This window comes from Streptomyces sp. NPDC048254, assembly GCF_043201895.1.
In the GTDB taxonomy this organism is placed as follows: Bacteria; Actinomycetota; Actinomycetes; order Streptomycetales; family Streptomycetaceae; genus Streptomyces.
Genome location: NZ_JBICZJ010000003.1, coordinates 1 through 25,618 on the forward strand (window position 1 = coordinate 1; position 25,618 = coordinate 25,618).

At 68.5% G+C, this 25,618-nt stretch carries 23 protein-coding genes and 5 pseudogenes; 17 read left to right on the plus strand and 11 right to left on the minus strand.

Translation table 11 applies throughout. The features are described from left to right. Window positions 1–173 precede the first annotated feature (173 nt). A complete protein-coding gene (locus ACGFZQ_RS09820) occupies window positions 174–557 on the minus strand; it encodes a hypothetical protein (protein WP_351729890.1) in 384 nt (127 codons plus the stop codon). A 96-nt stretch (window positions 558–653) separates the two neighbouring features. On the opposite strand from ACGFZQ_RS09820, the gene ACGFZQ_RS09825 reads away from it, so the two are divergent. The 5 genes and pseudogenes from ACGFZQ_RS09825 to ACGFZQ_RS09845 all read left to right on the plus strand — a co-directional run bounded on the left by ACGFZQ_RS09825 (window position 654) and on the right by ACGFZQ_RS09845 (window position 3,446). After that, on the plus strand, window positions 654–1,142 hold the full coding sequence (locus ACGFZQ_RS09825; RefSeq protein WP_393839892.1) for a MarR family transcriptional regulator: 489 nt from the start codon (window positions 654–656) through the stop codon (window positions 1,140–1,142). A gap of 244 nt (window positions 1,143–1,386) precedes the next feature. After that, window positions 1,387–1,788: a hypothetical protein gene (locus ACGFZQ_RS09830; protein WP_393839893.1), complete on the plus strand. Its 402-nt coding sequence runs from the start codon at window positions 1,387–1,389 to the stop codon at window positions 1,786–1,788. A 173-nt stretch (window positions 1,789–1,961) separates the two neighbouring features. Next, a pseudogene (locus ACGFZQ_RS09835) lies at window positions 1,962–2,163 on the plus strand (hypothetical protein); the annotation flags it as partial. Window positions 2,164–2,284: 121 nt separating this feature from the next. Beyond that, window positions 2,285–2,680 carry a DUF5134 domain-containing protein gene (locus ACGFZQ_RS09840; protein ID WP_393840365.1) on the plus strand — a complete coding sequence of 132 codons (396 nt, stop codon included), beginning with the start codon at window positions 2,285–2,287 and terminating at the stop codon, window positions 2,678–2,680. A 451-nt stretch (window positions 2,681–3,131) separates the two neighbouring features. After that, on the plus strand, window positions 3,132–3,446 hold the full coding sequence (locus tag ACGFZQ_RS09845; RefSeq protein WP_393839894.1) for a hypothetical protein: 315 nt from the start codon (window positions 3,132–3,134) through the stop codon (window positions 3,444–3,446). Window positions 3,447–3,611: 165 nt separating this feature from the next. On the opposite strand, the gene ACGFZQ_RS09850 is transcribed toward ACGFZQ_RS09845, so the two are convergent. Both ACGFZQ_RS09850 and ACGFZQ_RS09855 read right to left on the minus strand, forming a co-directional pair. After that, window positions 3,612–4,052 (minus strand): hypothetical protein, encoded by a 441-nt coding sequence (locus ACGFZQ_RS09850; protein WP_393839895.1) that lies wholly within the window; start codon window positions 4,050–4,052, stop codon window positions 3,612–3,614. A gap of 322 nt (window positions 4,053–4,374) precedes the next feature. After that, a complete protein-coding gene (locus ACGFZQ_RS09855; protein WP_393839896.1) occupies window positions 4,375–5,196 on the minus strand; it encodes an Mbeg1-like protein in 822 nt (273 codons plus the stop codon). Window positions 5,197–5,844: 648 nt separating this feature from the next. Between ACGFZQ_RS09855 and ACGFZQ_RS09860 the strand changes: the two genes are divergently transcribed. Then, complete coding sequence (locus tag ACGFZQ_RS09860) at window positions 5,845–8,460, plus strand: hypothetical protein (RefSeq protein WP_393839897.1); 2,616 nt, start codon at window positions 5,845–5,847, stop codon at window positions 8,458–8,460. 129 nt (window positions 8,461–8,589) lie between these two features. Here the strand turns inward: ACGFZQ_RS09860 and ACGFZQ_RS09865 are convergent, their stop codons facing one another. Then, on the minus strand, window positions 8,590–10,119 hold the full coding sequence (locus ACGFZQ_RS09865; protein ID WP_393839898.1) for an FAD-binding oxidoreductase: 1,530 nt from the start codon (window positions 10,117–10,119) through the stop codon (window positions 8,590–8,592). 1,277 nt (window positions 10,120–11,396) lie between these two features. Here ACGFZQ_RS09865 and ACGFZQ_RS09870 point away from each other — a divergent pair. From ACGFZQ_RS09870 to ACGFZQ_RS09885, 4 genes are all read left to right on the plus strand, one after another. Then, entirely contained in the window at window positions 11,397–11,804 is a 408-nt protein-coding gene (locus tag ACGFZQ_RS09870) for a hypothetical protein (RefSeq protein ID WP_393839899.1), read from the plus strand. An 87-nt stretch (window positions 11,805–11,891) separates the two neighbouring features. After that, window positions 11,892–12,575 (plus strand): DUF6766 family protein, encoded by a 684-nt coding sequence (locus tag ACGFZQ_RS09875; protein WP_393839900.1) that lies wholly within the window; start codon window positions 11,892–11,894, stop codon window positions 12,573–12,575. Window positions 12,576–12,708: 133 nt separating this feature from the next. Beyond that, window positions 12,709–13,176, plus strand: coding sequence for a DUF5133 domain-containing protein (locus tag ACGFZQ_RS09880; RefSeq protein ID WP_393840366.1), 468 nt, complete (start codon window positions 12,709–12,711; stop codon window positions 13,174–13,176). Between the two features lie 78 nt (window positions 13,177–13,254). Beyond that, window positions 13,255–13,623, plus strand: a complete 369-nt coding sequence (locus ACGFZQ_RS09885) for an ANTAR domain-containing protein (RefSeq protein WP_393839901.1) — start codon at window positions 13,255–13,257, stop codon at window positions 13,621–13,623. Between the two features lie 170 nt (window positions 13,624–13,793). Here the strand turns inward: ACGFZQ_RS09885 and ACGFZQ_RS09890 are convergent. Beyond that, window positions 13,794–14,549: pseudogene (locus ACGFZQ_RS09890) on the minus strand (IS701 family transposase); the annotation flags it as partial. 13 nt (window positions 14,550–14,562) lie between these two features. On the opposite strand from ACGFZQ_RS09890, the pseudogene ACGFZQ_RS09895 reads away from it, so the two are divergent. Beyond that, window positions 14,563–14,792 (plus strand): annotated as a pseudogene (locus ACGFZQ_RS09895) (hypothetical protein); the annotation flags it as partial. A gap of 227 nt (window positions 14,793–15,019) precedes the next feature. Here the strand turns inward: ACGFZQ_RS09895 and ACGFZQ_RS09900 are convergent. The 3 genes from ACGFZQ_RS09900 to ACGFZQ_RS09910 all read right to left on the minus strand — a co-directional run bounded on the left by ACGFZQ_RS09900 (window position 15,020) and on the right by ACGFZQ_RS09910 (window position 16,507). Beyond that, window positions 15,020–15,454 (minus strand): DUF2267 domain-containing protein, encoded by a 435-nt coding sequence (locus ACGFZQ_RS09900; protein ID WP_393839902.1) that lies wholly within the window; start codon window positions 15,452–15,454, stop codon window positions 15,020–15,022. A gap of 115 nt (window positions 15,455–15,569) precedes the next feature. Then, a complete protein-coding gene (locus ACGFZQ_RS09905; protein ID WP_393839903.1) occupies window positions 15,570–15,959 on the minus strand; it encodes a DUF2267 domain-containing protein in 390 nt (129 codons plus the stop codon). A 113-nt stretch (window positions 15,960–16,072) separates the two neighbouring features. After that, window positions 16,073–16,507: an Hsp20/alpha crystallin family protein gene (locus ACGFZQ_RS09910; protein WP_393839904.1), complete on the minus strand. Its 435-nt coding sequence runs from the start codon at window positions 16,505–16,507 to the stop codon at window positions 16,073–16,075. 126 nt (window positions 16,508–16,633) lie between these two features. Here ACGFZQ_RS09910 and ACGFZQ_RS09915 point away from each other — a divergent pair, with 126 nt between their 5' ends. Then, on the plus strand, window positions 16,634–17,284 hold the full coding sequence (locus tag ACGFZQ_RS09915) for a type III effector protein (protein ID WP_393839905.1): 651 nt from the start codon (window positions 16,634–16,636) through the stop codon (window positions 17,282–17,284). Between the two features lie 1,388 nt (window positions 17,285–18,672). Here ACGFZQ_RS09915 and ACGFZQ_RS09920 read toward each other — a convergent pair. Then, window positions 18,673–18,954, minus strand: coding sequence for a hypothetical protein (locus tag ACGFZQ_RS09920; protein WP_351730008.1), 282 nt, complete (start codon window positions 18,952–18,954; stop codon window positions 18,673–18,675). Between the two features lie 709 nt (window positions 18,955–19,663). Here ACGFZQ_RS09920 and ACGFZQ_RS09925 point away from each other — a divergent pair. Beyond that, window positions 19,664–20,217, plus strand: a pseudogene (locus ACGFZQ_RS09925) (transposase family protein); the annotation flags it as partial. 156 nt (window positions 20,218–20,373) lie between these two features. Next, the gene (locus ACGFZQ_RS09930) at window positions 20,374–20,808 is read left to right on the plus strand and encodes an SPW repeat protein (RefSeq protein WP_393839906.1); all 435 of its coding nucleotides are present in this window, start codon (window positions 20,374–20,376) and stop codon (window positions 20,806–20,808) included. A gap of 222 nt (window positions 20,809–21,030) precedes the next feature. Here ACGFZQ_RS09930 and ACGFZQ_RS09935 read toward each other — a convergent pair whose 3' ends face one another. After that, window positions 21,031–21,513, minus strand: coding sequence for a hypothetical protein (locus tag ACGFZQ_RS09935; protein WP_393839907.1), 483 nt, complete (start codon window positions 21,511–21,513; stop codon window positions 21,031–21,033). Between the two features lie 235 nt (window positions 21,514–21,748). Between ACGFZQ_RS09935 and ACGFZQ_RS09940 the strand changes: the two genes are divergently transcribed. Together ACGFZQ_RS09940 and ACGFZQ_RS09945 are read left to right on the plus strand one after the other, a co-directional pair. After that, window positions 21,749–22,135, plus strand: a complete 387-nt coding sequence (locus ACGFZQ_RS09940; protein ID WP_393839908.1) for an actin-binding ADF family protein — start codon at window positions 21,749–21,751, stop codon at window positions 22,133–22,135. 322 nt (window positions 22,136–22,457) lie between these two features. After that, the gene (locus ACGFZQ_RS09945; RefSeq protein ID WP_393840367.1) at window positions 22,458–22,535 is read left to right on the plus strand and encodes a DUF6131 family protein; all 78 of its coding nucleotides are present in this window, start codon (window positions 22,458–22,460) and stop codon (window positions 22,533–22,535) included. A gap of 208 nt (window positions 22,536–22,743) precedes the next feature. Here the strand turns inward: ACGFZQ_RS09945 and ACGFZQ_RS09950 are convergent, their stop codons facing one another. Continuing rightward, window positions 22,744–23,220 carry a hypothetical protein gene (locus tag ACGFZQ_RS09950; protein WP_393839909.1) on the minus strand — a complete coding sequence of 159 codons (477 nt, stop codon included), beginning with the start codon at window positions 23,218–23,220 and terminating at the stop codon, window positions 22,744–22,746. A 1,149-nt stretch (window positions 23,221–24,369) separates the two neighbouring features. On the opposite strand from ACGFZQ_RS09950, the pseudogene ACGFZQ_RS09955 reads away from it, so the two are divergent. Next, window positions 24,370–25,447, plus strand: a pseudogene (locus tag ACGFZQ_RS09955) (YihY/virulence factor BrkB family protein). Window positions 25,448–25,618: the final 171 nt, after the last annotated feature.

Sequence of the window (25,618 nt, forward strand, 5' to 3'; positions counted from 1 at the left end):
CGCCCTTCAGGACCTGCTCAGGTGCTGGGCCGGCACCTGCACCACCTGCGGCCGACCCCTACCGACCAGCAGAACCAGAACCTAACGAAGCACTACTAGTGCTCCGACCGGCAACGTTCACCGGTTCGGTGCCCGCGCGGGCCGGGTGGGCAGGGCCGACCCGCGCAAGCGCGTCAGGCCATCGCGCCGGCGACTCCTGAGCGGCCGCCGGGGACGCCGACGATCGTCACGACGATCTGCTCGCGGACGTCCTCGCCGAGCACGTCGACCAGTGCGTCGGTGGTGGCGGCGACCAGTCGGGCGGGAGCGTCCGGGACTTGCGGAAGGTGAAGGGCGCTCTCGCGCATGCCGAGGGTGACGAGTGGGACGTCATCCTCTGTCGGGACGCCGCCGATGCCTCGCCGGTGCTGGGGAATGCCGACCAACTCGACCCCGACCAGGCGGCGGAACTCCGTGCCGTAGACGGCACCGACCGCGTCGGTCAGAGCGCTGATCAGCTTCGCTTCGACCGTCCCGTCGAGGGTTTCCTCGCGGATATGCAGGCTGAAGTGCGGCATGGTGAATCTCCGTTGGGGTCGGTGCTTACCATGGGCCAAGTTCACTTTGCAGAGAAAACATCTTTGGTTCCAAAGTTAAATGGTGAGAGGTGCGCGATGTCAACACCCAAGGCGCGTGATGCCGGAGAGGACGGGGCGGGCGGAGTCGATGACGCGGTCAGGGCCCTGCTGCTGCTCATGCCTCGGATGGTGGGCAGGGCGAAGAAGATCCCCGTGCCCGAGGCGCTGCAGTCCCTTTCGCTGGCTCCCCGTCATCTCTCGCTCCTTTCCTACCTGCTCTTCGACGGGCCGATGACCGTGAACGAGCTGGCCGCCCGGTTGCAGGTCGCACCGACGACGGTGAGCCTGCTGGTCGGTGACCTGAGCCGGAAGGGGATTCTCGAGCGGCGTGAGGACGAGGCGGACCGGCGTCGTCGGATCATCGGTATCGCGGCCCACCAGCAACGAGCGATCACTGCCTGGCTCGCCCCGGGCGCATCTGCGTGGCGCAAGGCACTGGCTCCCCTGACGCCGGATCAGCGGCAGATGTTCATCGACACCCTGCTCGCGTACGAAGCCGCGGTCAGCGGCGAGGAGCAAACCTGAACCGAGCCCCCCAGCGGAGGCGTGGCCCCCACGCCCAGCCGGTGTCAGGCGGTCTGCGCGGTGTGGTTCGGGTGGTTCGAGCCGGGGCCGGCCGGCGGTTCTTCCGTACAGGAGGACGTGGGGGGATACGAAAGTCGGGGGTCGGGTTCCTCGTCCAGGGCGACGATCAGCGCGGAGCGCCGCAACAGACTGCTTGGGCGACGTCAATCGACGTCAGCACCCCCCATGGCCAAGGAGTTCTGGCATGAGCGTTGTCGGAAAGGTCCTGCTCGGAATCCTGGGAGTCGCCGTACTCGCCGGAGTCGGTATCTGGTCCGGGATCAGGCATGTCGCGAGCGACATCAGCTCGCACATGATCACCACGGCCCAGTTCAAGGGCGTTCACGAAGGCGAGAACCGGGACGCCGTGCGCGACCGGCTCGGCGAGCCCGGCGGTCTCCAGCCGCAGGACAAGCCCAAGCCGCCGGCCGGCACCACCTCCCGCTCGGGACACGCCTGGCAGAGGTTCACCCTTGCCTGGACGCCCTCTTCGGTCGGCGAACACATCCTCGCCTGCCGCGCCACGACACGCTCGGGCGCGACACAGCCCTCGACCCCACGCCGCAACCGCATCCACCAGCGGGTCGTCTTCGTGACCCAGGAGTAGCCATGGGCAGTACCGTCACCGTCGCCGCGGCACACCGCGAACCCGTCCTCCACAACAAGCGGGACACCGTCCGCAAGACGATCGACGCGATCGGCGAAGCCGCCGGCAACGGCGTCCAGCTCCTCGCCTTCCCTGAAGGCGCATGCGGTGATGTCCTGGCCCTGGACATGTCCTGCAGCGACGGCCTCATCGCCGCCCGTCGAAGGAACTGGCCGTCCAGCCCACCCTGGTGAGGACCTAGGCGGCACCTTCCACCAGGTGGTCGGCGACGACATCCCTGGGGCCCTGCTGGACTTCGCGCGCCGAGTCAACGCCATCCAGATCGTGCTGGGTGTGTCGCGGCGCCGCAGTTGGCAGTACGCCTTCGGGCCCGGCGCGGCGCCGCAGTTGCCGGGGACTTCGGCCCACCATGCTTCCTTGGCTGAGTTCGGTCAATCGACGCAGGGCTGCCGGTGAAGCGGGCCACGAGGCTGGCACGCTGTTCCACGCAGTGATGATGGCGGCCATGGCGTGGATGGTCGCCGTCATGGACTCCGGCGGCATGACCTCGGGTCATGGCGGCGGCGGAGCTGGGCACTCCATGGCAGGAATGGACATGTCGGGAGGCTCGGGCATGACCGCCATGAGGCTCGTCGGTACCGGACGGAGGCTGGCGACGGGCCTGCTGGCCTTGGTCTTGCCGGCCTTCGCGCTGTGCTGGCTGGCCCGCGCCTTCGACGCGGCCCGTGCCATGCCCGCGGGCAGGCCCGGAACCAGTGGCGGGCATCCGAGCCGATGCTTTGTCTCCAGCCTGCCATGCGGCGATGGCTCTCGGCATGGCGGTGATGTTCGTCCTGCTCCTCTGAACCGCAGCCGGGTTGGACAAGGGCGGAGCCCGACGGCTCCGTCCTAATCCAGCGAAGCGTCAGCGCACGGTCACACCGGGCAGTACGGCTGAGCCCCTGCCTTCTTGGGATTTCGCGGCGGAAGCCTTTTTGGCCTGCGGAAACTTCTCTCCTTGGTCCTTGCGGGACAACGGGGGTTCCCGGCTGATGCGCACGGGATGTGCCCCCCCGTCGGCCAGGTGCCGAGAGTGCCCAAGGGGTCGGTTCGGCCGGGCCTGGCGATTCCCTCAGCCCACTGATGTAATAGATCTATGGTTGGTTCATCGCTTACATGTGCGTCTGTTGTGGAGGACTGGGTCTCCGGCTGGGTGGTCTCGCGGGGTGCGTCAGATCCCGTGGCGCGGCCGTGGGGCTGGACCATTGACGTCGGACAGCCGGCCCAGGTGGCGCGGCACGTAGTTGTCGACGCGGACGAGGCGCGCGTGTGCGAGGCCGCCGCGCAGGCGCGGGGGGAGGGGGGTGGCTCAAGGTTTCGTTGACGGTGCGGCCAAGACCGCCGGAAAGGTTCGCGACACCGCGCACGTCGCTCTCGGCGGCAAGAACGGATCCGGCCTGGAATACAGGATCGTCGAAGTCGAAGGCACGCAGAGGGTCGAGGTGAAGGCCCCGGAGGGTTTCATCGTCACCGGCGGGGGCTGGAACGCCCCTTCGATGAACGAAACGGACAGCGTCAAGAGGAACTGTCCTCATCCGGACGGTGCAGGCTGGACGGTGCACATCGACACGCACTACCCGTTCACGGCCTACGCGGTGTGCGTCCGCGACGACGGCTGAGAACAGACCCACCGCGACCCGCGGCAGCCGTGAACGCCCACGGCTGCCGCAGGTCCACGGGCCGCCGGGCAATGCCCCTTACGCGGCCGGTCTGCCGGGGGCGGGATACGGCTGGTGCGCTTCACCGCACCGGTCGGCTCACCCGGGTCCCGGGCATTCCCGCGATCACGCGCGGGGAGATCTCGCCGGCGGCGACCTCGGTTGCGAGGTGGGCCACGGCTGCTGGAGCGGCCGGCTGTCCTCGTAACCGGGGAAGGCGTTCACGTCCACGATCAGCGGAGCGCCCCCGACATCCAGGATGTCCACCCCGTACACGTCCAGGTCGAACACTTCGACCACTCTCAGGGCGAGCTCGGACCAGCCGCACGGCAGCTCACCGACGACCTGGGAGGGGAACTGTTCCCCCACGGCCAGTTCGGAGTGGCGCAGTCCTGCGAAGATCCGGCCGGCGACCACCCAGACCTTGTGGTCCCAGCCGGTGCTTGGTGCCAGATCCTGGACGACCACAGGCTCACCGGGCCACTGGCCGACGAGTTCACGCAGCCGCTCGTCGTCGGCGACGAGAGCGACCAGGTTGCCTCGGCGGCTGCGACGGCTCGTCACCACGAGCGGTCGCCGCACCGGCCCGTGCGCCAGCAGGGCGTTCGAGCCCGGGCAGCTCGGTGGTGGCGGGGAAGGGAAGCCCGGCGCGCCGTGCGAGGCGGGCCACGCGCGCCCGGTCCCGGCAGAACCCTGTCGAGGCAGCCGAGTTGACCACCCGCGCGCCGAGCCCCTCCAGTCTGCGGGCGACCGCGAGCGCGGCCGGGGTATCGGCTTTGAGGAGGTAGACATCGGCGAGCGGAGCCGGACCCGGAGTCCGGCCCGGCAGAAGATACTCGACGACGTGGCCCTCGGCCGCGAGCAGGGCCTCGGCGCAACCGGGGTGAACTCAGCTGAGGTTGTCCTTCAACGCCGCGATGTATTTGAGGATCGAGTGGTCGCGGACGCCGTCGCTGGCTGGGGCGAACGGGTCGGCCGTCAGCCCCTTGGCCCGGTCCGTCAGTCCCGTCAGGAGCGTCATCGGCTCCCGTACCTTCCCGGAGGCGTCGATGTAGCGCAACGTGTCGACGTGGGTGTAGGCGGACTCGGGTGGGAGCTGGGGGACGATGTCGTTGTTGTTGACGAAGCGGTGGATGCGTTTGGTCAGGCCCTTGTTGCAGGCCGCGGCGAGAAGACGGTCGCAGGTGCGGGGCTGGCCGTACGTGTAGATGCCGTCGGCGGTCAGCTTCGGCTCTTCGAGGTGGAGGCGGGCTCCGGCGAGCATGGCCAGGGCGCCGCCGAGGCTGTGGCCGGTCAGCCACACACTCTGCCCGTTGGTACGGAACTCGGCGAGAGTGTCCTGCACGGCTGGGTAGACGGATTGAAGCGCCTCGCCGAAGCCGTAGTGGACATAGCCGGTCTTCGCCGGCCCCGGCCACGGCGGGGTCGTGGCATCGGAGAGCCAGTCGCGGATCTGAGCCGGTTCGGTCCCCCGGAACGCGATGACGATCATGCGGTCGCTGGCCATGGTGAACGCCTGCGTGTCCTGCAACGGGAACGGCGGCGTGAACCGGGTGCGGTGATGACGCAACCGGTCGAAACCCCACTGCTGAGCCATCTCCTCGATGACGGGCTCGGTCTTGTAGGCCAGATCCGCCAGCCTGGCCAGGCAGTAGGCGTGCGCGAGGCTGTAGCCGGTGGCGTGGTGGTCGATCGTGGAAGGTACGGGCACTTCGGGTTCCTTTCACAACTGCTCGGTTCCGGCCCGGGGATGGCAGGAGCAAGGCGCGGGTCGATGGGCGGCGCTCGGAGGGCCCGCGCCTGGACCGTGCCGTTGCGAGGGCGACGAGACTGCCCGGAAGCCGCCGCTCTTCGGCCCGCCGGCATCCGTCGGTTGGGGGGGCAGTCGTAGATGTACCGCCGCTGGAGCCCGCTCTGTGGGATGGTCACCCGGACGGTGGCGTTTCCGGGCCGTAGCGGTGCGTGAAAGGGCGTCCGGGGCAAGTGAGGCACTCGAAGAGGTACACGTCACCGAGGCCACCGAATACCAGGCAGGGGCCCTCGTGATGTAGGTCGTCGTCGTGCGGTCGTCGCGCCGCTGCCAGCCGTTCGGGCCAAAGCGAAACGATCACTCAGGTGATTCCTCCGACGCTTTAGGTTGTCACTCTCCGTATAGCGATCATCTTCTTTTAGTGATGACGCGGGGTGGTCGAGGCTGCCCCGGCGATAGGAGGGCCTTGCATCCATGCCCGGTGATTCCCCATGGCTCAGGCGGACACTTCCGCTGTGGTGCGGCATCGGCGCCGTGCTCGGCGGTTCTCTCGGCCCAGCCGCTCAAAGTGCACATGCGCTCACTCCGGCTCTCCTGGAACCCGCCGCGGTGTGCGCGGCTCCGGGGCCGATCGCGCATGCGTCCGCCGGTCTCGACTTCGGTGGCAGGGAGCTCGGTACAGCCGGCGTCGGCCGTACGGCCGACGCCATCAAGGCCGCGCTGACCGACGGACCTCTCCCGGCCGGGGCCCGGGTCGTGGGTGGCCAGGTGCTCCTCCCCGACGGCCAGGGCTCCTTCACGGTCAGCGTGGAGCCGAGACGGATGCCGAGCACGCTTCCCTACGCGCCGGTGGCGACCGCGCACTTCCTCGGGCCGGACGCGGCTGTGGTGCGGGTCTCCGACCGGGCGACGGCCGACCTGATCCGGCAGGCGGTCGCGGCCCGGCTCACCGAGGTGGCGGTGATCGTCGCCGACCGGTCGGACAAGCAGCGACCCGATGTCACCAGCGGACTGAACGAGGGCGTACTCACCACAGCCGACACCGCCGGACGCATCCCGCTCAGCCCCAGGGACATCGGCCGGGTCACAGCCCTGAAGATCCTCGGCGACCAACTGCCCACCACTTCGGCGCGGGTGAAGAACGCCGCGCTGGGTTCCGCGATCGCGATGGGCCTGCTCGACGAGGAGCCCGCCCGCCCTGTGCACCGGATGGAAGGCAACGCGCCCCTGGTCGGCCCGGCAGCCGCGGCGGCCCGAGCCGCGTCCGTACGCGCAACTCTGCCCGACTCCGCCATCGGCCTCGACAAGGTACTCGACCTGGCCCGCAAGGCCGGCTCACAGGCGACCCTGAAGAACATCCGTGCTGAACGGGACTGCGAGCGCCGCGTGCTGCGGGAGCAGGCCGACGGCCTGATCACCGGGCGGACGACCGCGGACGCGGAACTGACGAAATCCCTGAACGCCCGCTATCCGCAGCAGCTGCCGGTCATCCCGCACGTGATCGTCGGCAGCGGATGGGCAGCCACGGTCGACTACCTCACCCTGCCTCCAGTCGCAGGCGCCGGCGCCGATGTGCCGCCCGTCCTGACCGTGGCCGCGGGCTACGGGGTGGTCAACGATCTCGGGGACTTCCGCCTGACCCAGCCCGCGATGGACAACGAGCTGCCGGGCGCACCGTTCCAGCCCGTCGACTTTGCCGAGGACCGCAACGACTTCGTGATGTCCACCGCCTTCGGACGGGCCGTCGGTGTCGCCCGGGCTTTCGCCGGCATGCCCACATACCAGGCGAACGTCTCCGGGATTGAGGCCAGAGCGGACACGAAGGCCGCAGCGGAGTGGCCCGCCGATGCCCGGTACCGCCTGACGACCAGTGACAAGCGGACGCTGTACGCGCGCTCGCTGGACCTGGCCACCGGCCTCGGCCCGCCCAGGATCCAGCAGGCAGCGGGCGACCAGCTGGCCGGCCGGACCTTCGTCGATCCCGATACCGGCTACCAGGTGACCTTCGGTCCGGCCGGTGACGTACGGATCCTCGACCCGCAGGGCGAGCCCTACACCGGCCAGCTGCCCGCGAGCGCAAGCTGGCTCCTCGGTGCCCAGAACGTCGACGGCGAGCCCAGGAAGTTGTCCGAGCCCTTCCTGCTCGACCCCCAAGGCCGCCCCACCGAACGCCGCGTGATCGATCCCGAATCCCGTTACTCGGTGGATCCGGACACCCGTGTGACGTACGCCCCGGACGGCACCCCCATCGACCCCGTGGGCCTGGATCCGGCCCTGCGAGCCCGGCTCGGCTTCCGGGCCGAGGGCTACCGCGACCCCAGGTTCGTCGCGGACCCCGACTCCCCCTACTCGGTCCACCCGATGACCGGGGCCGTCGCTTTGACCGAGAGCGGCGAGCCCGTGGACCGCACCACCGTCCCGCCTCAGACACTGGTCCGCCTCGACGGCCTCGTGCGGGCGCACCGGGTCCAGTACGGCGGTCAGAACACCAGCGCCAGCTACCGTCCGGACGACGACCTGCTGGTGGTCGGCGGCGGTGCGGGCGGCGCCTCCGAGGTCGAACAGGCCCACCCCGTCACCCGTCAGGTCACCTGGGGCGCACGTCCGGGGAGACTCGCGGCCGACTACCCCAGAGGGCCGGAAGGCGCGCTGGACCCGAAGGGGCTGCGCGCCGAATGGGACTCGGCCGCACCGGCCCGGAAGGCGGAGATCCAGCGGGACCTCAGCTTCGTCAGCGGCGGCTTCAACCGCCGCAATACCCTGCCATCGATCGGGGCCTTCTCACTGCCCATCTGGAAGCCGACCCTCCGCACGACCGACCTGCCCGTCACCGTCCGGTACACCACCACCGGCCGGTTCGGCACGACCGATCTCCAGGGCCGCCTCTCCACCTTCAGCCGCATCGTTTACACCATCGGACAGGAGACCGACTATCCCGGCGGCGCAGCCGCGCTCCTGGGCCCCGGCACCCGGCTGATCGCGATGCTCGGACCGGACGGTGTGGAGGTCAACGGCCTCGGGGACGCCCAGCGCACGCTGCGGGTCCTGGGCGCGGCCGGCGTCACCCCCGGCGTTCTGCGCTTGACCGGAGCGGACCAGGCCGTACTGACCGACAAGATCAAGCAGCAAGCGGACGTCCTGCCACCGGACGCCCGCTCCATCCACCCCAGCATCCGCTACCACGCCGGGCGGATCGCAGAGATGAACCGCACCTTCCAGCGGTGAGCGACACGGCGATCCGAACGGTGACCTGACGGAGCGAGGCTGCTCCGTCACCGCTCCGGTCTGACCTCCCACTTGACGGCCCGTCGGTTTCTCCGACGGGCCGTCACTGTAATCCGGGGACTGCCGGCCTCAGACTCCGGGACGGCCGACGGCTTGCTGGTAGCGGAACAGGCCGGCGGGGTCGTAGCGTCGCTTGACGGCGACCAGGCCGTCGTAGTTGGAGCCGTAGTAGGCATGCTGCCAGTCGTACAGGCCCGGGTCGGGGAAGTTGACGTAGGCCGCGCGGGTGGACAGGCGGCGGCGGAGCATGTGGTGGGCGGTGCGGGTCTGTTCCAGGAGGGCGCGTACCTGGGTGGGCGGGGTACCGGGCTTCCAGCGGGTGCCGATGTCGATCACGAAGGTCGCGCCGCGGTGCGGGTAGGCCGTCTCGTCCGGACGGGGCGCGGCGCTGTCGCCGCCCATGGCGAACAGGGTCACGTAGCCGGTGGCCCGGGCGGGTCCCGGCTGCCAGCCGCGTGTCCAGTCGGCGACGGCGGCCACCGTGTCGGGAGTGGGCCACTGGTCGGGGACGAGGGACTTGGAGGCGTAGGCTTCCTTCGCTCCGAGGGGTTCCATCAGGTAGTCCTGCGCCGACCAGAACCCGCGTTCCTCGACGAAGGTCCGCGTCGGTCGCAGCCGCAGAAGGGGCATGAACAGGCGTCGCAGGGCGTCCTCGTCGCCGAGCCGCTGCCCGAGGAGCCAGAGCGTGGTGGTGCCGTCGCCGGCGTGCTTGAAGCCGACCCGGACGTCGAAGTCGTTGTCGCGGTCCGCTTCGAGGATGTGCCGCAGTTCTTCCATCACCTGAACTCCCGCGTCCAGTCTGAACGTCAGGTCGAAGACGGTCGCGCGCAGCCGGACGACGGACACGGCGTCGAAGACGAAGCCGGTGTTGATGCCGAAGTTGCCGCCGGCCCCGCCCCGGCAGGCCCAGAACAGGTCGGCGTTCTCGTCGTCGGCCGCGCGTACCAGCGTCCCGTCGGCAAGTACGACCCGGGTCTCGGTGAGCCGGTCGCAGGTCAGACCCCACTTGCGGTCGTTGAACCCGAGCCCGCCGCCGAGGGTCAGGCCGGCGACGCCCACTTCCGGGCAGCGCCCGCCGGGGAAGTACAGGTTGGCCGCACGGGCCGCGTACACGTCCGAGTTCGTGGCGCCCCCACCCAGACGCAGCCGCTGCCCCTGGGGGACCACCTCCTTCAGCGCGCGCAGACTGATCACCAGACCGGGAGTGGTGGAGTAGCCCGCGTAGTTGTGCCCTCCGGAGCGAGGCGCGAAGGGCATGCCGTGCTTGGCGCACCACCGGATCGCGGCTGCCACGTCGCCCTCGGTCGCGCAGGCGAGGACACCGGCCGGGCGGATGGATGCGTAACGCTGGTTGTCGGGCGTCGCCCGTGCCGCGTACTCCGCGCCCCCCGGGCGGTAGAGACGGGCGGCCGGACTGAGGCTCCGCCTCAGTTCACGCCACGCGGCCGGCTCGACACCCTCGCCCGCGAAGAGGGAACGGGCGGCGGCCGCATCGGCGGGGGCGGCGGCGCCCGCACTCCGGGCGCCCAGCCCGGTCAGGCTCCCGGCGGCCACGACGGCCGCTCCGGTTCGCAGTACGTCTCGTCGGCCGGTCTCCACGGGCGAACCCCTTCGTGGTGAGCTCGGGCACCGGGCAGCAGACCCGGGCACGAGCAACAGAGGCCCTGGTTGGCGGGCCGGACCCAAGATGAGGGCACACCGGGCCAGTCACCCACTGTGACACCGAAGAATGACGGCAATTCACGCGAACGGGGCGAGAAACCGTATGCGCGAGAGCTCTTCCGTGCCTGCGTGCGGTTCACCCACGTCAGCGGCACCGCTTTCGGTCTCTCCGACCAGATCTGACCACCGCTGGCAAGCAGTACGACGAACTGCTCGCCTCCTTCGCCGCCTGACCGCACTCTCACGGCAACGGCCGCTCTCGCCGATCTCGACGCAGGGGTGACGGGCCCTACCAGTCTCTGGTCGCTCTTCGCCGGATCGGCGCCAAGCGACTGGAGACTTGTACTCGGCGACCGTGTCGTGGAACCGACCGATCGCTCGTCGCCGAGCGCCGCTGACTCGGCGGATCTGGGGTGCAGCCTTCTCAGCGGTACTCCTCCGCGCGGGGCAGGGCTGGCACGGGTGGTGAGGGCGCTCCAGCTGGCGAGGAGGGCGAGGGCCTTGACGTCCCGGGTGCCGGTCCACGGCGGGCGCGACCGACCTCGTCGACGACCAGATGCGCCTGCCGTAGACGGGCGCGCGGGTTCGAAGGCGCGTCAGTGTGGACATGAGGGCCTGCTGGAGGTCGGTCGGAGGCCGTCAGGCGGCTCCACACTCACTCCCGGAGGGTCCTCACTCGTCACGATTGTGTCGTCCACGACTCCGAGCTCGACCGCCGCTCCTACCCCCGCCCGGCACACCGGGGCGGGGTCGGCGTCGGTCAGCGGAAGAAGTCGAGTAGCGCCTGGGTGAGGGCGTCGGGTGCTTCTTCGGTCACGAAGTGGCCGGTGCCGGGGGCGACCAGTCCGGTCGCCTCGGTGGCGACTTCCCGAGTACAAGCGGCTGACGGGGCCGGGGGCGGTTCACACGGCCGCTGCTAGTACCGGAGCTGGTCCGCTCGGCCAGGGGTTGCACCGGACAGGCCCTGGCGGATTGAGATCGCGCGCGATGGCGGCACGCGGGCCTGTCTCGGATTACCGGCAGGGAAGAGGTCACCGCACGCGCCGCCTGGGGGTTTCGGGACATACGGAGCCCAGCGAGCCGGGAGCGTAACCCCGATGGCGTAGCCCGAACGTTCTGCGTTCGTCTGGCATACGGCGCGGCATCCGCCGACGGCGATCGCCACCGCATCAGCATGGTCCGGCAGCCCCCTGCCGTGTGGATGGAGGTCTTTCTTGTCGCGCTGGAGGAGTACGGGCCTGCTGGCGGCCATCTGTGCTGTCTGCCTGACCGGCTGCAGCACGCTCGGCGAACGGGAAGCGGCCGCGTCCCGTACAGCCCTGCGCTTCGAGGAGAGCGTCCAGCAGAAGGACGGGGCACGCGCCTGCGCGGCGCTGGCACCCGAGACCAGGCAGGAAGTCGAACAGTCCGCGAAGAAGCCCTGCGCCCAAGCCCTGTTCGAAGAACAACTGCCACAGGCGGTGTCAGTGCACGGGGCGGACGTCTACGGGCAGCAGGCACGAGTGGTCCTCAACGGCGACACCCTGTTCTTGTCAGCCTTCCCGGTCGGCTGGAAGATCACCGCGGCAGGCTGCGTGCCGCGCCCCCGCCGGCCCTACCAGTGCCAGATCAAAGGGGGATGACCGGAGGATGCGCACCCTTTTCACCCTGCTGCTGCTCACCGTCGGCGCCGGTCTCAGCTACTTCACCGCCATCGGGCTGATGCAGCGATGAGCCGCCTGACACGGTTCCTGAAGGACAACAGCCTGACCCTGGCCTTCGGTACCGGCTTCCTGCTCACCCTCGTCGGCCAGGCCGTGTCAGGCCACGCCGATGTCAACAACCAGCTGATCACCGACGGGCTCCATCCCATCGGCTTCCTTTACTACCTCACGACCTCGGACTTCGCTGTGGACGTCACCGAGAACTGGCAGTCGGAATACCTGCAGTTCTCCCTCTACATCTTCGGCACCGTCTGGCTGCTCCAACGCGGCTCGCCCGAGTCGAAGGAATTGCACAAGGCCGGTGTGGAAAGCGACCGTGAGCAGAAGGTCGGCGACCACGCCGACCCCTCCTCACCCCGCTGGGCTGCCGACACGGGATGGCGGCAGACGGTGTACTCACGCTCCCTGGGCATCGTCATGGGCGCCATTTTCCTGTGGTCGTGGCTGGCCCAGTCCATCACCGGTACGGCCGCCTACAACGAGGAACACCTGCGCCAGCTCCAGGCGCCCGTCTCCTGGCCGCAGTATCTCGGCTCCGCCGACTTCTGGAACCGCACCCTGCAGAACTGGCAGTCCGAACTCCTTGCCGTCGCCTCGATGGCCATCCTCTCGGTCTACCTGCGCCAGCGCGGATCTCCCGAGTCCAAGCCTGTGGGCGCCGCACACACCTCGACCGGAGTCGAGGGCTGAAGTGCACCAGCACCCCACAGACATCGCGGCCATCTGAGCCGCCGACGTCCCCGGGATGCGGCAGTGGCGGGTCCTTGCGACTGTATGAGTGGCGGGGGTGGTACGAGTGAACGGGACGGTGGAGGCCACCACCATGCTGGGGGCGCATCCTTCACTCTTGCGGGAGCTGGTCGAACGGTGTGAGAGGAGAGGCTCCGGCGGCGCTCGGCGCGCGAGGGGCTGCGTGGAAACGGCGCGGCTGTTTGAGGACGCGACCTACTCAATGTGTGTGCTCACGGGCATCCGCCAGCTGGACCAGGCACTCTCCGTGGCCCATTCCATGAGCTGGGGCCGGTGCAGGGCGGTGATGGTCTCGAGCAGGTCGGGATGGCGGAGCAGAGCGGCGGCTTCGGTGTCCCACCGGCCGGGTCGGTCAGCCGCCGCAGGCCGCCGACGGGGTGGTGCTCGCCTCCGCGGCCTGGAGACCGGGGCTGGCGGCCCGACATGGAACGGCACGACGACACAACAGCGGGCGCGAACGGAACGACGGTTGACTGCCGGCCACTGCACGTCGCCACGCCTCCTTCAGCCGCCCTCTGAAACGCAAGGTCGCGCCACGTGATTGATACAGGACGCGTGTCGAGGCAGAGAGCGGGCAAACGGTGAAAGTATCCCGGTAGCCCCCCGAAAAGGATCCTCTATGGCCTCACGCCGTGAGCAGCGGTCCGCTTCCCCTTCCATCCACGCCTTTGATGAGAAAATCACGCGTCTGGGTGAGGAGAACGCACAACTGCGTCAGGCAGTGGCTTCCCACGCGGTGGTCGATCAGGCGATCGGCGTACTCATCGCAGTACACCAACTGCCGCCTGCCGCTGGCTGGGCCGTATTGCGCGAGATCTCCCAACGCCGCAACATCAAGCTTCATGCCGTAGCCGAGGCAGTCGTCGACTGGGCCTTGGGACAACCGATACCACAGGAGGTCACTCGGGAGCTGGCGCCTGCGGTCCAACGGTGGAAGCAGGGTTCGTCGCCGCCGGACGAATCAGTTCAGGCAGCACGGCCGGGGTGACGGCCTAATACTGCAACGGTGTTTGTTCTGAGTGATGGGCGGTTTTCAGGGGCTGTGTCCGCGTCGTTTGTAGTGACTGACGCGGGCTTGATGCTGCCGTCTGCGGCGCCAGGTCGACCAATGCAGGATGTGGTCGATGGGAGGGGGCTGTCGGTGGGTGAGGCGGGTGATCAGGCGTCGGATCTCGGCGAGGCTGTAGTGGATGAGCTGGGAGGATCTGTTTCTGCTTTGTCAGTGCCGAGTTCGCGCACTCGCAGGACGGTGAGGCAGGTGTGGGCGGCCATCGCAAAGGTCATGTGGCGGTGCCAGCCGGGGTGGCGGCGGACCTGGCAGTCGTCCAGGCCGCACTCCTGCTTCGCGGTCTGGAAGCATTCCTCGACAGCCCACCGGCTGCCCGCGATGCGGATCAGATCGTCCAGGGCGGTTTCGGCCGGGTAGTAGGCGATGTAGTGGGAGATTTCCTCGGGCCGGCGGACGCTGCGGCGGGCGAGGACCCAGTGCCGGCGGGCCTCCCGGTGCCAGGGACGGACCTCGACGCGGGCCCAGTCATAGATCCGCAGGCCGTGAGCTCCCTCACCCGAGCGGCGTTTCCATTTCTGCCGTGGCAGGCCGGGGAGCAGGTCATGGACGGGATGGTCGAGTGCCCAGCGGGTGGCGACGGTGTCGTGCCTGGTGGTGGCCATGACGTGGAAGACATCGGCCTGTTCCAGCTCGAAGCGCCAGCCCTTGCTGTAGCCGTAGGCGGCGTCCGCGGACATCCACCCGAAGGGGATCTTGTCGGCGATCGCCCGCCGGACCATCTCCTTGGCCATGGTGGCCTTGGTCTCGAAGGCGACCTCGCTGGTGCCGGCCCGCCGGCACCGTTTGCGGTCGTCCGTCCGCGACGTGGGCAAGTACAGGCGGCGGTCGATCAACGTCCGGCCGCCCGGCTCTTCGAGGGTGAGGCGATCAAATCGGCCAGCGTGTGGCGATTCGCGGCCTGGTTCGGGACAGCCCTCGACCCCCCTGCGCTCGGAGGGCGGCCACCGCCGTTATCTCCGCTACCAGGTGAAGATCGTCGCTCGCGCCCGCGAATTCGTCGACCAGGGCACTCCGGTCGAGGCTGTCTGCCGCATTTCATCCTCGAAGACCAGCTCGAAGAGGCCCGGCGCATCAACGGAGAACACCGGGTCGGTGTCGAACCGCGCCGCACGGCGGTCGCCTTACCCGCAGGGTGTGGAAGCCGGCAACAGGATTTCCAGTTCGCTTCATACGGCCGCCAGCACAATGACCTGCCCGGGTGGGCAACAGCAGCCCGAAGGCAGGGCTCCGACGATGTCATCGCCAGAGCCCTTTCACGTTTCAGCCGCGTCCTCAGCCGCGGTTGCCGTCCCGCCTGTTTCCAGCCCGCAAGCGGTCACGGGGCCTGGGTGAGTTCGGCGCGGCCGAACAGGAGCGCGTATCCGGACGGGAGCTGGGTGAGGATGCGGTCCAGGAGGCCGGGTCCCGCCAGGCGGCCGATGACGGCGAGGACGGCTCCGGTGTCCCAGCGCGCGACCGCGGGGGTGGCACCCGTGCGGGTGGCCAGGTCCTTGACGAAGCCCCAGCCGGTGAGCGGTTGAAGGTCGGGGATCTGGCTGGTGAACACGAGGGCGGCCTCGGAGGGGAGACAAGCGGCGAGGTCGACGCGTTCGTCGCCGGAGAGCTGACGGCCCAGGGCCCCCAGCACGGCACGCGTGACGTCCTCCGCCCGCTCCCGGGTCGGATACGCGCCTTCATACCGGATTCTTTCCAGCATCTGCTGAAAGCTCATGCCAGGTCGGGCAGTCGCCGGTTCACGCAGCGAAAGCATCGGGAGTGGTCGCCTTTCTCGGGCAAGGGTGTTTGCGCCGGTGGGGAAGGGCCGGTGGGGGCGAGCGCCGGTGCCGGCCGTGCTGAATTGATGAGGGGGTCACGCGTTCCAGGGCTCAGGCGCGCTCGGGCCGGCCGAAGAGGAGGTCGTAGCCCGGGGGGAGCTGGAGCAGGATGCGGCGGGTGAGGTTATCGCCCGCCGCATCGGCGGTCACACTCAGTACGGCACTGACGTCCCAGGCCGCGGTCTGTTCGGTGGCTCCCTCGATCCACGCCGCGGTCGCCCGCAGGAACCGCTCCGGTGGGAGCGGCTCGGTGGCCTGCAACGGGTTGAGAAGAACCAGGGCGAAGGTCTCCGGAAGCCGGGCGGCCAGCTCGGCCCGGACCTCACCCACCAGATGCGCGCCCAGCAGCGCCAGAACGGTACGCGCGGCCCGTTCGGCTTCCTGGGGTGTGGCGTACTCGCCGCGATCCTGCACGTGGTCGAGGAATGCTTCCCATCGCATGGACACCACTGCCCCTTCACGTCGTTGTGCGATGGACGTAGAGCGGAGGACGGGACCAGAGGGGGAGATCGATGCCCGTCCTCCGCCGTCGGCGCGGCCGGGGAACTGGCTCCTCAGCCGCCGATCTGCTGGTGCTGGGACTCCCCGCCGATCGCGATCTTGCGGGGCTTGGCGCGCTCGGCGATCGGGATCCGCAGGGTCAGCACCCCCGCTTCGTAGTCGGCCGTGATGCGCTCGGTGTCCAGGGTGTCGGCCAGCACCAGCTGGCGGGAGAAGACACCCAGGGGCCGCTCGGAGAGCTCCATCTGTGCGTCGTCGGCCTTCACGACCGGGCGGCGCTCGGCCTTGACGGTGAGCATGTTCCGCTCGACATCGATGTCGATCGCGTCCTTCGCGACACCGGGCAGGTCAAGGGCGATCACGTACTCCTCACCCTCACGGTAGGCATCCATCGGCATCGCCGAGGGCCTGGACCAGGTACCGGTCACACCCGTCAGCTGCTGGGCGAGCCGGTCGAGTTCGCGGAACGGGTCGGTGCGCATCAACATCGCGAATACACCTCCACAGGTCTGGCAGGAACTGCCAATGCGCTTCGTCTGACACCGTTGTAACATGTCATCCAAACGATGACAAGTGAGCCGTCGTCCAAAGGGTGACAGCCCGAGAGGATCTCCATGAACGCTTCCCCCGAGCCCCGTGACCCCACCTCGTTCTTCGCCGCCGCTGCAGCGCTGAACACGATCGACGAAGCCGTCCGCACCGCCCAGACCCCTCAGGTCGAAGCGCACGCGCAGGACGGACAAGCCAGTGCGGACCAGGTCCTGGCCGCACTCCTTTTGCTGCGTGAACTGCGCGACCAACTCGCGGGATGGGAACCTGGACTGATCGAGGCAGCCCGGGCGGCCGGCTCGAGCTGGGCGGACCTCGCCCACCCCCTGGGCGTCGCCAGCCGTCAGGCCGCCGAACGCCGCTACCTGCGTGTACGCCCCGGAGCCCCCGGCACCACCGGCGAACAGCGCGTACAGGCCACCCGCAACCGCCGTGCGGCCGACCGAACCATCACCGCCTGGGCCAGGACCAACGCCGCCGAACTACGCCAACTCGCCGGCCAGATCGCCGCCCTCGCCGACCTGCCCGCCCAGGCCCGCACACCTCTGGCCCGACTCGCCGAGGCCCTCGCCGACAATGACGCCGCCAACCTCATCGCCCCACTGGGCGACACCCACGCACACCTCCAGCCCAACCACCCCGACCTCGCTGCCCGCATCGCCACCATCACCCACCACGCCGACCAACTCCGCCAGACCGGCGGCGACCACCAGTGAACAACGGACGGTGATCTCGCGAACTGCCGCCAGAAGTCTGTGGCCCCGGGACCAGTATCGGCGGCGGTCAGGGCTTGGGTGGCGTCTCTACTGAGGCACCCCCGCGCCCGATGAATCCCCAAGGATTGAGCAACATCTTCCTGGCGTATGGGTGGACTGCTCGGGTGCCTGTGCGTGCGAGCCATGCCGGACTGGAGTTGCGCGCGAGGCAGGCGCACGCAACCGGAACCGGCGGTCAGGCGAACGCGCCGCGTGAGCGAGTGCACCCGCTCCGCCCCTCTCCTGGCCGCGCCACGGCCCGCCAGGCCAGAAACGCCGAACTCCTCGACATCAGTAGGCGTGCCCTCACCCGGCTCCTGGGCGCAGCCCCGCCCTCGGTCTGGCGTCCGGTCGACCGCCTCCAGGGGCCCTCGGGTTCGTTGCACGCCGTTCGGCCTTGCCCGACAGCCGCCGCGAAGTCACGCTCTGCTTGACCCGCGTCCGCCGTCAGTACCTGGCATCCACGACCAACTTCTCGACGAGGCCCTCGAGAGCATGCCCAGCCACCAGCACACCGCACTGACCGATGGGCTTGCCGGACTGCAGAAGCCCTGGGCGACCAGCCCGTGCTCAGTCTTGTCCCTGAGGACGCCCCAGCCGCCTCAACGCCACGAGACACACTCGAGTCCGCCCAGCAGTTCGGCACCTCGATCGCAGCAAACCTGTCCGCCCAACGAGCCACATGAACTGGTCGGTGTCCGCCGCGTTGCGTGCTGGCCATGCGGTTTCAGACGTGACGGCCACGCAACCGCGGCTGTCCCGAGGTGCCTCGGACCAGAGGCACGCCCGCGGGAGCAACTGTGCCCCTGCGTGCTGCGGTCTGGCGGCTCCCACGGGAGTGACGCCGCCGATGTGAACACGTCGATGCCGGACGTGCGCACGCAGGGCTTGTGAAGCGCGCGCCGCTACGACGGCGCGCCGGACACCCGCGCCTGAGGCAGGAGGTGAGGTGCGCCTGGATGTCGATGGCCGCACGGCTCGCCCGAAGCTTCCGCCATCGTGTCGGCCTGCCGCCGTTCGGCGCCGGCCTTGTCGTAGGTGACGGCGACTGCGCGGGGTGTGGCGTCGCGGCCGGGCATCACCGCTGTTGGCACTGACAGCGGGTCGCGGCGGGGTGGGAGGTATTTCCGGTCACACCTAATCGTGTGGCCGGCCCGGGTGCCTTGTTGGTCTTGGGTCCGTCCTCCACCCCCAGGTGGGAACTCTTTCGGGCCCTGCCGTTCGCTGCGAGCGGCAGGGCCTGCGGCTCCTCCCCGCGGGAGGCTCCGGGGCTGTGCCGCGCCCCGTGTTTGCTGCACCCCAGGAGGCGCGACTGCTCACTCCTGGCGAGGAAGAGCGGCCGCGTGTCGTCAGCCGACCTTCTGCTTCTGCTGTTCGCGGATTTCGTGGACGGTGGCGTTGAGGGTGCCGTCCTGCTGTTCGTAGTGGGAGAGGGCGAGGCCGAGGCCGAAGAAGGTGGGCGCCCATTCGCCGACGAAGAGCCCCCACCGGTCGGCGCGGTCGAGGCCGACGCCGGGTTCGACTGTGAGTGAGGTTGCCCAGGCGGCGACGCTGAGGCCGATGGATGCCATGCCTGCGAGGTAGGCGTGTTCGCTGCGGATGCCCATGTCGTGCATTGATTTGATGATCACGGCGCGCTCCGTTCGTTGGATGGCTTTCCCTGGACGGAGTTCCCAGACCCGCGCGCCCTATTCGAGCCATTTGAGAGATATATGACCATTTTCGTGTCAGCTCGTAGGGTGGCTGTACGGTCTCGCGATTCGCGCCATACGCCGATGCTGTGCTCTGCGGCTTCTTGCGGCACCTCACGCTGCTTCATCGCGGTTGTCTCAGCTCCTGGGGTATCCCCGCCAGGTTCACTGAGGCTGCTCAGGACCGGCAGGCTGCTGACCCGCGGTGTCGCGCGGTCCGCTTCATATTCGTAAGTGCAGTCGATACGAGGCGGGCGGTGAGAAGGTGCAGCCGAACTTCAGATCCCACACTGCTCTCGTAGCGTCTGACTGCTCGTAGCGCAGGCGGTGCTCGTCGGTCAGCGCTTCTTCCGCAGTCCCAGGGTCGCTGGCGCGGCCGCTCAGCCTCACGAAGGCGGCACGCGGTCTCGCCGACATGTGACTGAGCGCGCCAGTGGCCACGCCGAGGTTCGTCGTTGGCCAGCGGACCGTTGTAGCCGCGATGCGGCCACCGCGGACGACGGTCTGCCGCACTGGGGGGTCGAGCACGGGGGGCATCGCGCCGTGCTACAAGCCGCCGATCCCGGGTGAGATTCCACGGTGGACGGACACGTGGCAGTGGGCGCCTGGACACCAGCGCTGGTGAGCGCTGTCCGGTTCGAGATAGCCGATCGACGCCCTGATCGTGATAGCAGGGAAGCTGACTGCCCCGCGCCGTGAACGCGGAACACGGTGGTGCCGGCTTCGGAACGGACCGGCGGCCCCTGCTGGTCCTGGCCCACCTGTGATGCGGACACACCCACGTCCAGCTGGCCACCGGGTTCGGCATCAGCCCCAGCACCGTTTACCGGTACGTGCCGCCGCCCGCAAAGCCTTCGTGATCCTGGACGGCACCCGGCCTCACCTGCGCTGCCCGGAGCCCTGCACGACGTTCGCGTGGCCCGCGAACACGGCATTCTCGACTCTCTGGCCGAGGCCGGCATCCGCTGCTGGGCCGACAAGGGATGCCGAGGAGCCGCCGGAACCGTCCGCGTGCCCTACCGGGGCCGCTGGGAGAGGCTCTCTGCAGGCAGCAGACGGTCAACCGCGCCATGCAAAATCCACTGGGTGAGCATGCCATGGCCTCGGTCAACACCTGGCGGCTGCTGCGCATGCTGCGGTGTAGCACCACCCGCATGGCCAGCCTTGTTTCAAGCCGTCCCCACTCTCCACCTGACCTGCTCACCGGACGTCCAGGAGCACGCGGGGCGTCTGCCGCAGCAGTTCGGGCGCTCGAAAACGGTGGGTTTCGATTGACTTGGGCAGTTTGGGTACTCGGGCCTGAACGCCGGATAAGCGAAATAGGAGGCGAGCAGCATGGGGACCTCATCCAGGCCGGACATGGAGACTCACCCGGACATCATCGCCATGCGTGCGCGTCACGACATGGCCGAACGCGCCGCGACCACCACGAGGGCTCAGGCCGTCGAGACGATGGCTCTCGTCACCGGCCTCTACCTCGCGGCCTCCCCGTGGATAACGGGCTTCAACGGATTCTCGACCCTGGCGGTCAACAACCTGATCACCGGCATCGCCTACGCCGTGCTCATGAGCGGTGGCTTCGGCCGGGCCTATGACCGTTCGCACAGCATGGCGTGGGCCGCGTGCCTCCTCGGCGCGTGGACGGTCATTTCGCCGTGGGCTGTGGCCGGTGATGTCAGCATCACCAAGACCATCGTGAACAACGTCATCGTCGGCATCGTCGCTCTCGCGCTGGCGCTCACGGCCGCAGCCGCCGGCCGTCCGGCCAATCAAGCGACCCGGCGCCGCATGTAAGCGGCAAGATCGCAACAACACGAGTTCCATGCCGGTATCGGGGCCAGATCCCGATGCAGGACGCCGTCAGCCGGCGACCTGCCGCGGCTCGCCCTACGAATAACTCTGGAGCGACGCCGAGTTCACTCATGATCATCAACAGGGCTCGCCAGCCCTGTTGATGATCAAGTTCCTGCGACGAATAGATGTCACTGGACAGCTGCATCAGTTTTGATCATGCGTCTATTTGCCGAGGACGGGTGATTCGCCGAGGTGGAGCCGCAGCCGAGGCGCTGCTCCAGGACCGGGGCGGCCGTCCGCCCCCACCGCGTCCAGGCCCAGCAGCGCTGCCCCCGGCACCGGCCGCGCCGTCACCACCGTCGCTACCGCCTTCCATCCACTGGCCCTGATCATCGAGGAATCGGTGTCGCTGCGCGGCCAGCGCTGTGTTCTCGGACCGACCGCGCCGTCCGCGCGGTCGGGCGGAAGCCGCTTTTTGGAGGCCGACTCGGCGGCAATGCCCGCGGTGGTTGAGGCCAGGGCGAGTGAATTGGTGGGAACTAACACGATGGTCCCATCGGCGCAAAGCGGGGTACTGCGGTGGTCCAGCCGGATGGCGACGTCGTACGCCAGGCCGGCGAGGGTGAGCAAGATCGTTGGCAGAGGACGTCCCTTGACGCGTTCGATTGCAATAGCGAAGAAGCGCTGGCTCGACCCTGAGCTCATTCGCCCGACGGTGTGCTGTGCCACTTCCTTGCGGGCTGCTCGGGGCGTTGTGGCCCGCTACGCCTGGACGCAGGCCGCCCACGGACGACGGACCGTTACTCCGCCGGCACCCGGACCGGGGAGTGCAAAAGGTGCTCGGGGCAAGCGGCCCAGAACCTCACGGGGTGTCAGTTCGTTGAGCCGCTCGGCCTGCTCTCCCAATGATCAAGGACTCGTCGTGAGCGGTGGTATCCCTGTGGACGAAAGCTGTATCAGCGCCTTCCTGGAGCTGAAAAGCAGGCGGGACATCAATACAGTGATCTACCGGCTCAGCGACAACCTGGAGACCGTCATCCCCGACTTCGAGGGGAACCTGACACACGACGAACTACTGGAGGCCCTGCCGGCCGACGAGTCCCGGTACGTCGTCTACGATCTGCTCTTCGCAACGGCGGACGGGGCCCGGCAGGAGAAGGTCGTACTGATCTCCTGGTGCCCGGCCGGGACCAAGGCCGAGGAGACGATCGCGCACTCCTCCGGCTACAGCACACTCCGGAACCTGCTCGACACTGTCCAGGTCTGCGCACAGGCCACAGACCTGTCCGACGTGGAGTACGAGGCACTCGTATCCCGGGCTTCTTGACCCACCCTTCGTCCCCGGCGGTGGCAGGTGATCGTGCCAGGTGGAAGCCAGGTCCTATTGCCGCTGGTGAGCAGAGTGTGATCATGGAGCGGTAGCCGGGGATGCGCGAGCGCTGAGTTCCTTCCCCGGCCCCCGCCGCCCCGGTGGGTGCGCTCGAAGATCACGAGGAACGGGGCGACATCGCCGGCCGCTTCGACAGGGGTTGGCGTGGCCGAACGGCACCCACATCACTCCAACACCCAGCGGGGGCAGGTCTTGGCCGGCAGGCAGCGCCGGTGCGGGGTACTCGGCCCTTCAGGAGCTATTTCTCCTGGAGGACAACATGATCATCATTGGGATCATCCTCTGGATCCTTGGCTCGGTTGGTCATGCCGTGGGTGGCCGTCGACACTACTGGTGACGGCCGCGAACAGGTTGCCGCTCGTCAGCTGCGTTCGATGCGGTTCGCGTGCCAGTGGGTCACCACAGAGACGGCCTGACCGGCGGATGCCGAGTTGTGTGAGCCTGCCGGTAGACGCCGGTGAAGCTGGCGGAGCCGGTGCGACGGCTCACCGACTCGGGAGGTGTGGGGGCCGTCGACGGCTACTGCCCGGCGGATGTCGGCATGTCTAGAGGACGGCAGCTGCCGCAGTGCGGCGCAGATCTTCTACTGCGTCAAGCTGAGTGCGTGCGCGGTTGAGTAGATCGTTCAGTTGGGCCGTGTCCAGGCTGGTCCGTTTCGGAGCCAGCGCGAGCAATGTGTGCCAGAGCAGGGACTTCCCTTCGACTCCCAAACGCAGAGTCTCGAGTTCCATGACTGTGTCGAGACCGGAATGCCGCTGCAGGAAGCCGTTGGGTTTCAGCCGGCGCACCCTTTCCGCGGCCCACCCTGCGCACACTTTGTAGCGGTGGGCGGGTACGCCGAGCCCGTCCATGATCATAAAGAGAGCCTGCCGGTCCTGAGTGATCTCATCGGCAATTCGTGCCAGAAGAGGGCCGCGGACACTACGCCGATGACGATGGGCCACGTGCCGCGCGAGACCAACGCCGAGCGTGGCTCCGGCCACATGGTCGTTCAAATAGATACCAAGTACGTCGTGTTGCACCGTCAGCCCTTCGCCGCTCTCCCGCCGAGTCACCCATGGTCCCCGCCCACCACGATCGTCCATCGGATCCGTCGTTACCGCGCGGCGTGCCAGGCCGACGAGGCGGGCCCGGCCGGATGGCAGGCACGGGCCGGGCCCGCGGTCGGCGCGCCGTGTCTGCGGGCGGTGTCCCTCGGCCCAGCGCGCCTCATCATCTCGTGGCCGCCTTCGGTGTGCTGGCACCGGTCCTGCGCCGGGTGCTGTCTGAGGCGACCCGGGAGCGACTCCTGCACGCCTCCGGCCGGCTGAGGGGGGCGAGGCCGTCCGCGCCTTTCGCCCGCCACCCGCCAAGCTCTGACGTCCCGATGCGCACCGGCACGTAGTGTCGAAGGAGATCTCGCGGTGACCGGGTCGACCACCGCCCTGCGAACGGGCCGCTGCCGGCGGTCACATCGTGTACAGGGTGACAGGACTGCCGGATGATCCGCACCTGTGCTTCCCTGATGATTCAGTGGGTTCAAGGACCGTTCCATCGGGCCTCTCACCCACCGGATTGAGTGCTTGGGCCAGCCTCACCAGCCCCGCCTGCCAGCAGATGGCATCAATTGCCTCAGTCAGCTGGTCACACAGCATCCGGCAGCCGTCGTATCCCGCCACCGGAGTCCAGACCGTGTTGTCCCCACCGCTCATACTCACCCCTACCAGGCGACCGACCGCGCCGCCCTGACCACTTTTCCGCATGCTCCTGCCGTCGTATCCCGCCACCGCCGAGACGACCATCGAGCACAACGTGCGGTCACGGCCCATAACAACGGAGCCGGCCACGGCATCACACCATCGGCCGAGCCTGCGCGGTGTGGAATGGCGCCTCCAGTCGCTGGGGGCATGGCGGCGCCGCATTGCCCTGCCGCTTCAACACTTGTGACCGCATCCCGTCAGGAGCCGGCGCGGCGCCGCGTGCGTTCAAACCAAGCCCGCCTGGCGTCGGGAATCGAGGCATCGCCGTATCTGGTATGAGCACCGTCGCCGGTTCAGGGCTGGTCGACCTGCCGTCCTCTCACCGGCGGCGTCCACCCAGTCGACCACCCGGAATACGATAGAACGCACCGAGAGTCCCAAATGGTTTATGAATGCCGGTATGGGCTGTGTGCGCCCGGATACCCGGATGAGATGGCACCGATATTGGGACATCGAAGGCATGGCGGGCACGCCGTGGCCGACCACGAGGTCGAGACCGACCACGAGGTCGAGACCGGGCGGGCGACGAGTGCCGGGCCGGACGAGCAGGTGGAGAAGCGGGCGCCGGACAGCCCGAAGGACCTGCCGAAGTGCTCCTGGCGAGCGGTGCTGAAGGGCACCCTCAAGGAGTTCAGGAAGGACGAGCTGGCCGACCGGGCTGCGGCGCTGACCCTACTACGGGATCCTGGCGCTGTTCCCGGCGCTCCTGGTGCTCGTCTCGCTGCTCGGGATCGTCGGTCAGACCGCGACGCGGCAGGTTCTGGACAACATCCAGAAACTTGCTCCCGGCGCTGCCCGAGATGTCCTGAGCAACGCGGTGAAGCAGATGCAGGGCAACGGGGGCATCGGCTCGATCGTGGCGATCGTCGGTCTGGCACTCGCGATCTGGTCGGCTTCCGGCTACGTCGCCGCGTTCATCCGCAGCGCGAACGCGGTCTACGACGTCCCCGAGGGCCGTCCGGTGTGGAAGGTGATGCGGGTGCGGCTCGGTGTGACGGTGGTGCTGATGGTCATCGCTGTGATCAGCGCGTTGATCGTCGTCTTCACCGGCGGCCTGGCCCGTCAGGTCGGCACCGCTCTGGGCGTCGGGGATACGTTCCTGACCGTGTGGTCGATCGCCAAGTGGCCGGTGCTGGTGCTCCTGGTCACGGTCATGATCGCGATCCTGTACTGGGCGACGCCGAACGCGAAGGTCCGGGGCTTCCGCTGGATCTCGCCGGGCAGCTTTCTGGCTCTGCTGATCTGGATGATCGCCTCTGCCGGGTTCGCGCTGTACGTAGCCAACTTCGCGTCGTACAACAAGATCTACGGAGCCCTCGCGGGAGTGATCATCTTCTTGGTGTGGCTGTGGATCACGAACCTGGCGATCCTCCTGGGCCTGGAGTTCGACGCGGAAATGAGCCGCCAGCGCGCCGTCGCAGGCGGTCACCCGGTTGAGGAGGAGCCGTATGTGCAGCCGCGCGACACCCGGAAGTGGAACGACGAAGATCGCCGCCGCTTCGGACCCTGACGGTGCGTGACAGCCGGTGAGGATTCCTTCCGGTGGCAGGCATGATCCGCGTGTGGCGATCATGGTCAACCGGGCAGTCAGGCCACCACGGGCGGGCGCCCGGTCACGGATGCCCAGGCCGACGGGGCCCTGGCTTCGTCGGCATCTGCGTCCGGGTTCCTCCGATGAGCT

Coding starts and splice junctions, on each gene's coding strand:
- ACGFZQ_RS09840 (WP_393840365.1), top strand. CDS start 2,285: ATGGCGGCCATGGCGTGGATGGTCGCCGTCATGGACTCCGGCGGCATG.
- ACGFZQ_RS09820 (WP_351729890.1), bottom strand. CDS start 557: ATGCCGCACTTCAGCCTGCATATCCGCGAGGAAACCCTCGACGGGACG.
- ACGFZQ_RS09910 (WP_393839904.1), bottom strand. CDS start 16,507: ATGTTGATGCGCACCGACCCGTTCCGCGAACTCGACCGGCTCGCCCAG.
- ACGFZQ_RS09825 (WP_393839892.1), top strand. CDS start 654: ATGTCAACACCCAAGGCGCGTGATGCCGGAGAGGACGGGGCGGGCGGA.
- ACGFZQ_RS09930 (WP_393839906.1), top strand. CDS start 20,374: ATGGAGACTCACCCGGACATCATCGCCATGCGTGCGCGTCACGACATG.
- ACGFZQ_RS09935 (WP_393839907.1), bottom strand. CDS start 21,513: ATGAGCTCAGGGTCGAGCCAGCGCTTCTTCGCTATTGCAATCGAACGC.
- ACGFZQ_RS09905 (WP_393839903.1), bottom strand. CDS start 15,959: ATGCGATGGGAAGCATTCCTCGACCACGTGCAGGATCGCGGCGAGTAC.
- ACGFZQ_RS09915 (WP_393839905.1), top strand. CDS start 16,634: ATGAACGCTTCCCCCGAGCCCCGTGACCCCACCTCGTTCTTCGCCGCC.
- ACGFZQ_RS09900 (WP_393839902.1), bottom strand. CDS start 15,454: ATGCTTTCGCTGCGTGAACCGGCGACTGCCCGACCTGGCATGAGCTTT.
- ACGFZQ_RS09880 (WP_393840366.1), top strand. CDS start 12,709: ATGCTGGGGGCGCATCCTTCACTCTTGCGGGAGCTGGTCGAACGGTGT.
- ACGFZQ_RS09945 (WP_393840367.1), top strand. CDS start 22,458: ATGATCATCATTGGGATCATCCTCTGGATCCTTGGCTCGGTTGGTCAT.
- ACGFZQ_RS09875 (WP_393839900.1), top strand. CDS start 11,892: ATGAGCCGCCTGACACGGTTCCTGAAGGACAACAGCCTGACCCTGGCC.
- ACGFZQ_RS09830 (WP_393839893.1), top strand. CDS start 1,387: ATGAGCGTTGTCGGAAAGGTCCTGCTCGGAATCCTGGGAGTCGCCGTA.
- ACGFZQ_RS09885 (WP_393839901.1), top strand. CDS start 13,255: ATGGCCTCACGCCGTGAGCAGCGGTCCGCTTCCCCTTCCATCCACGCC.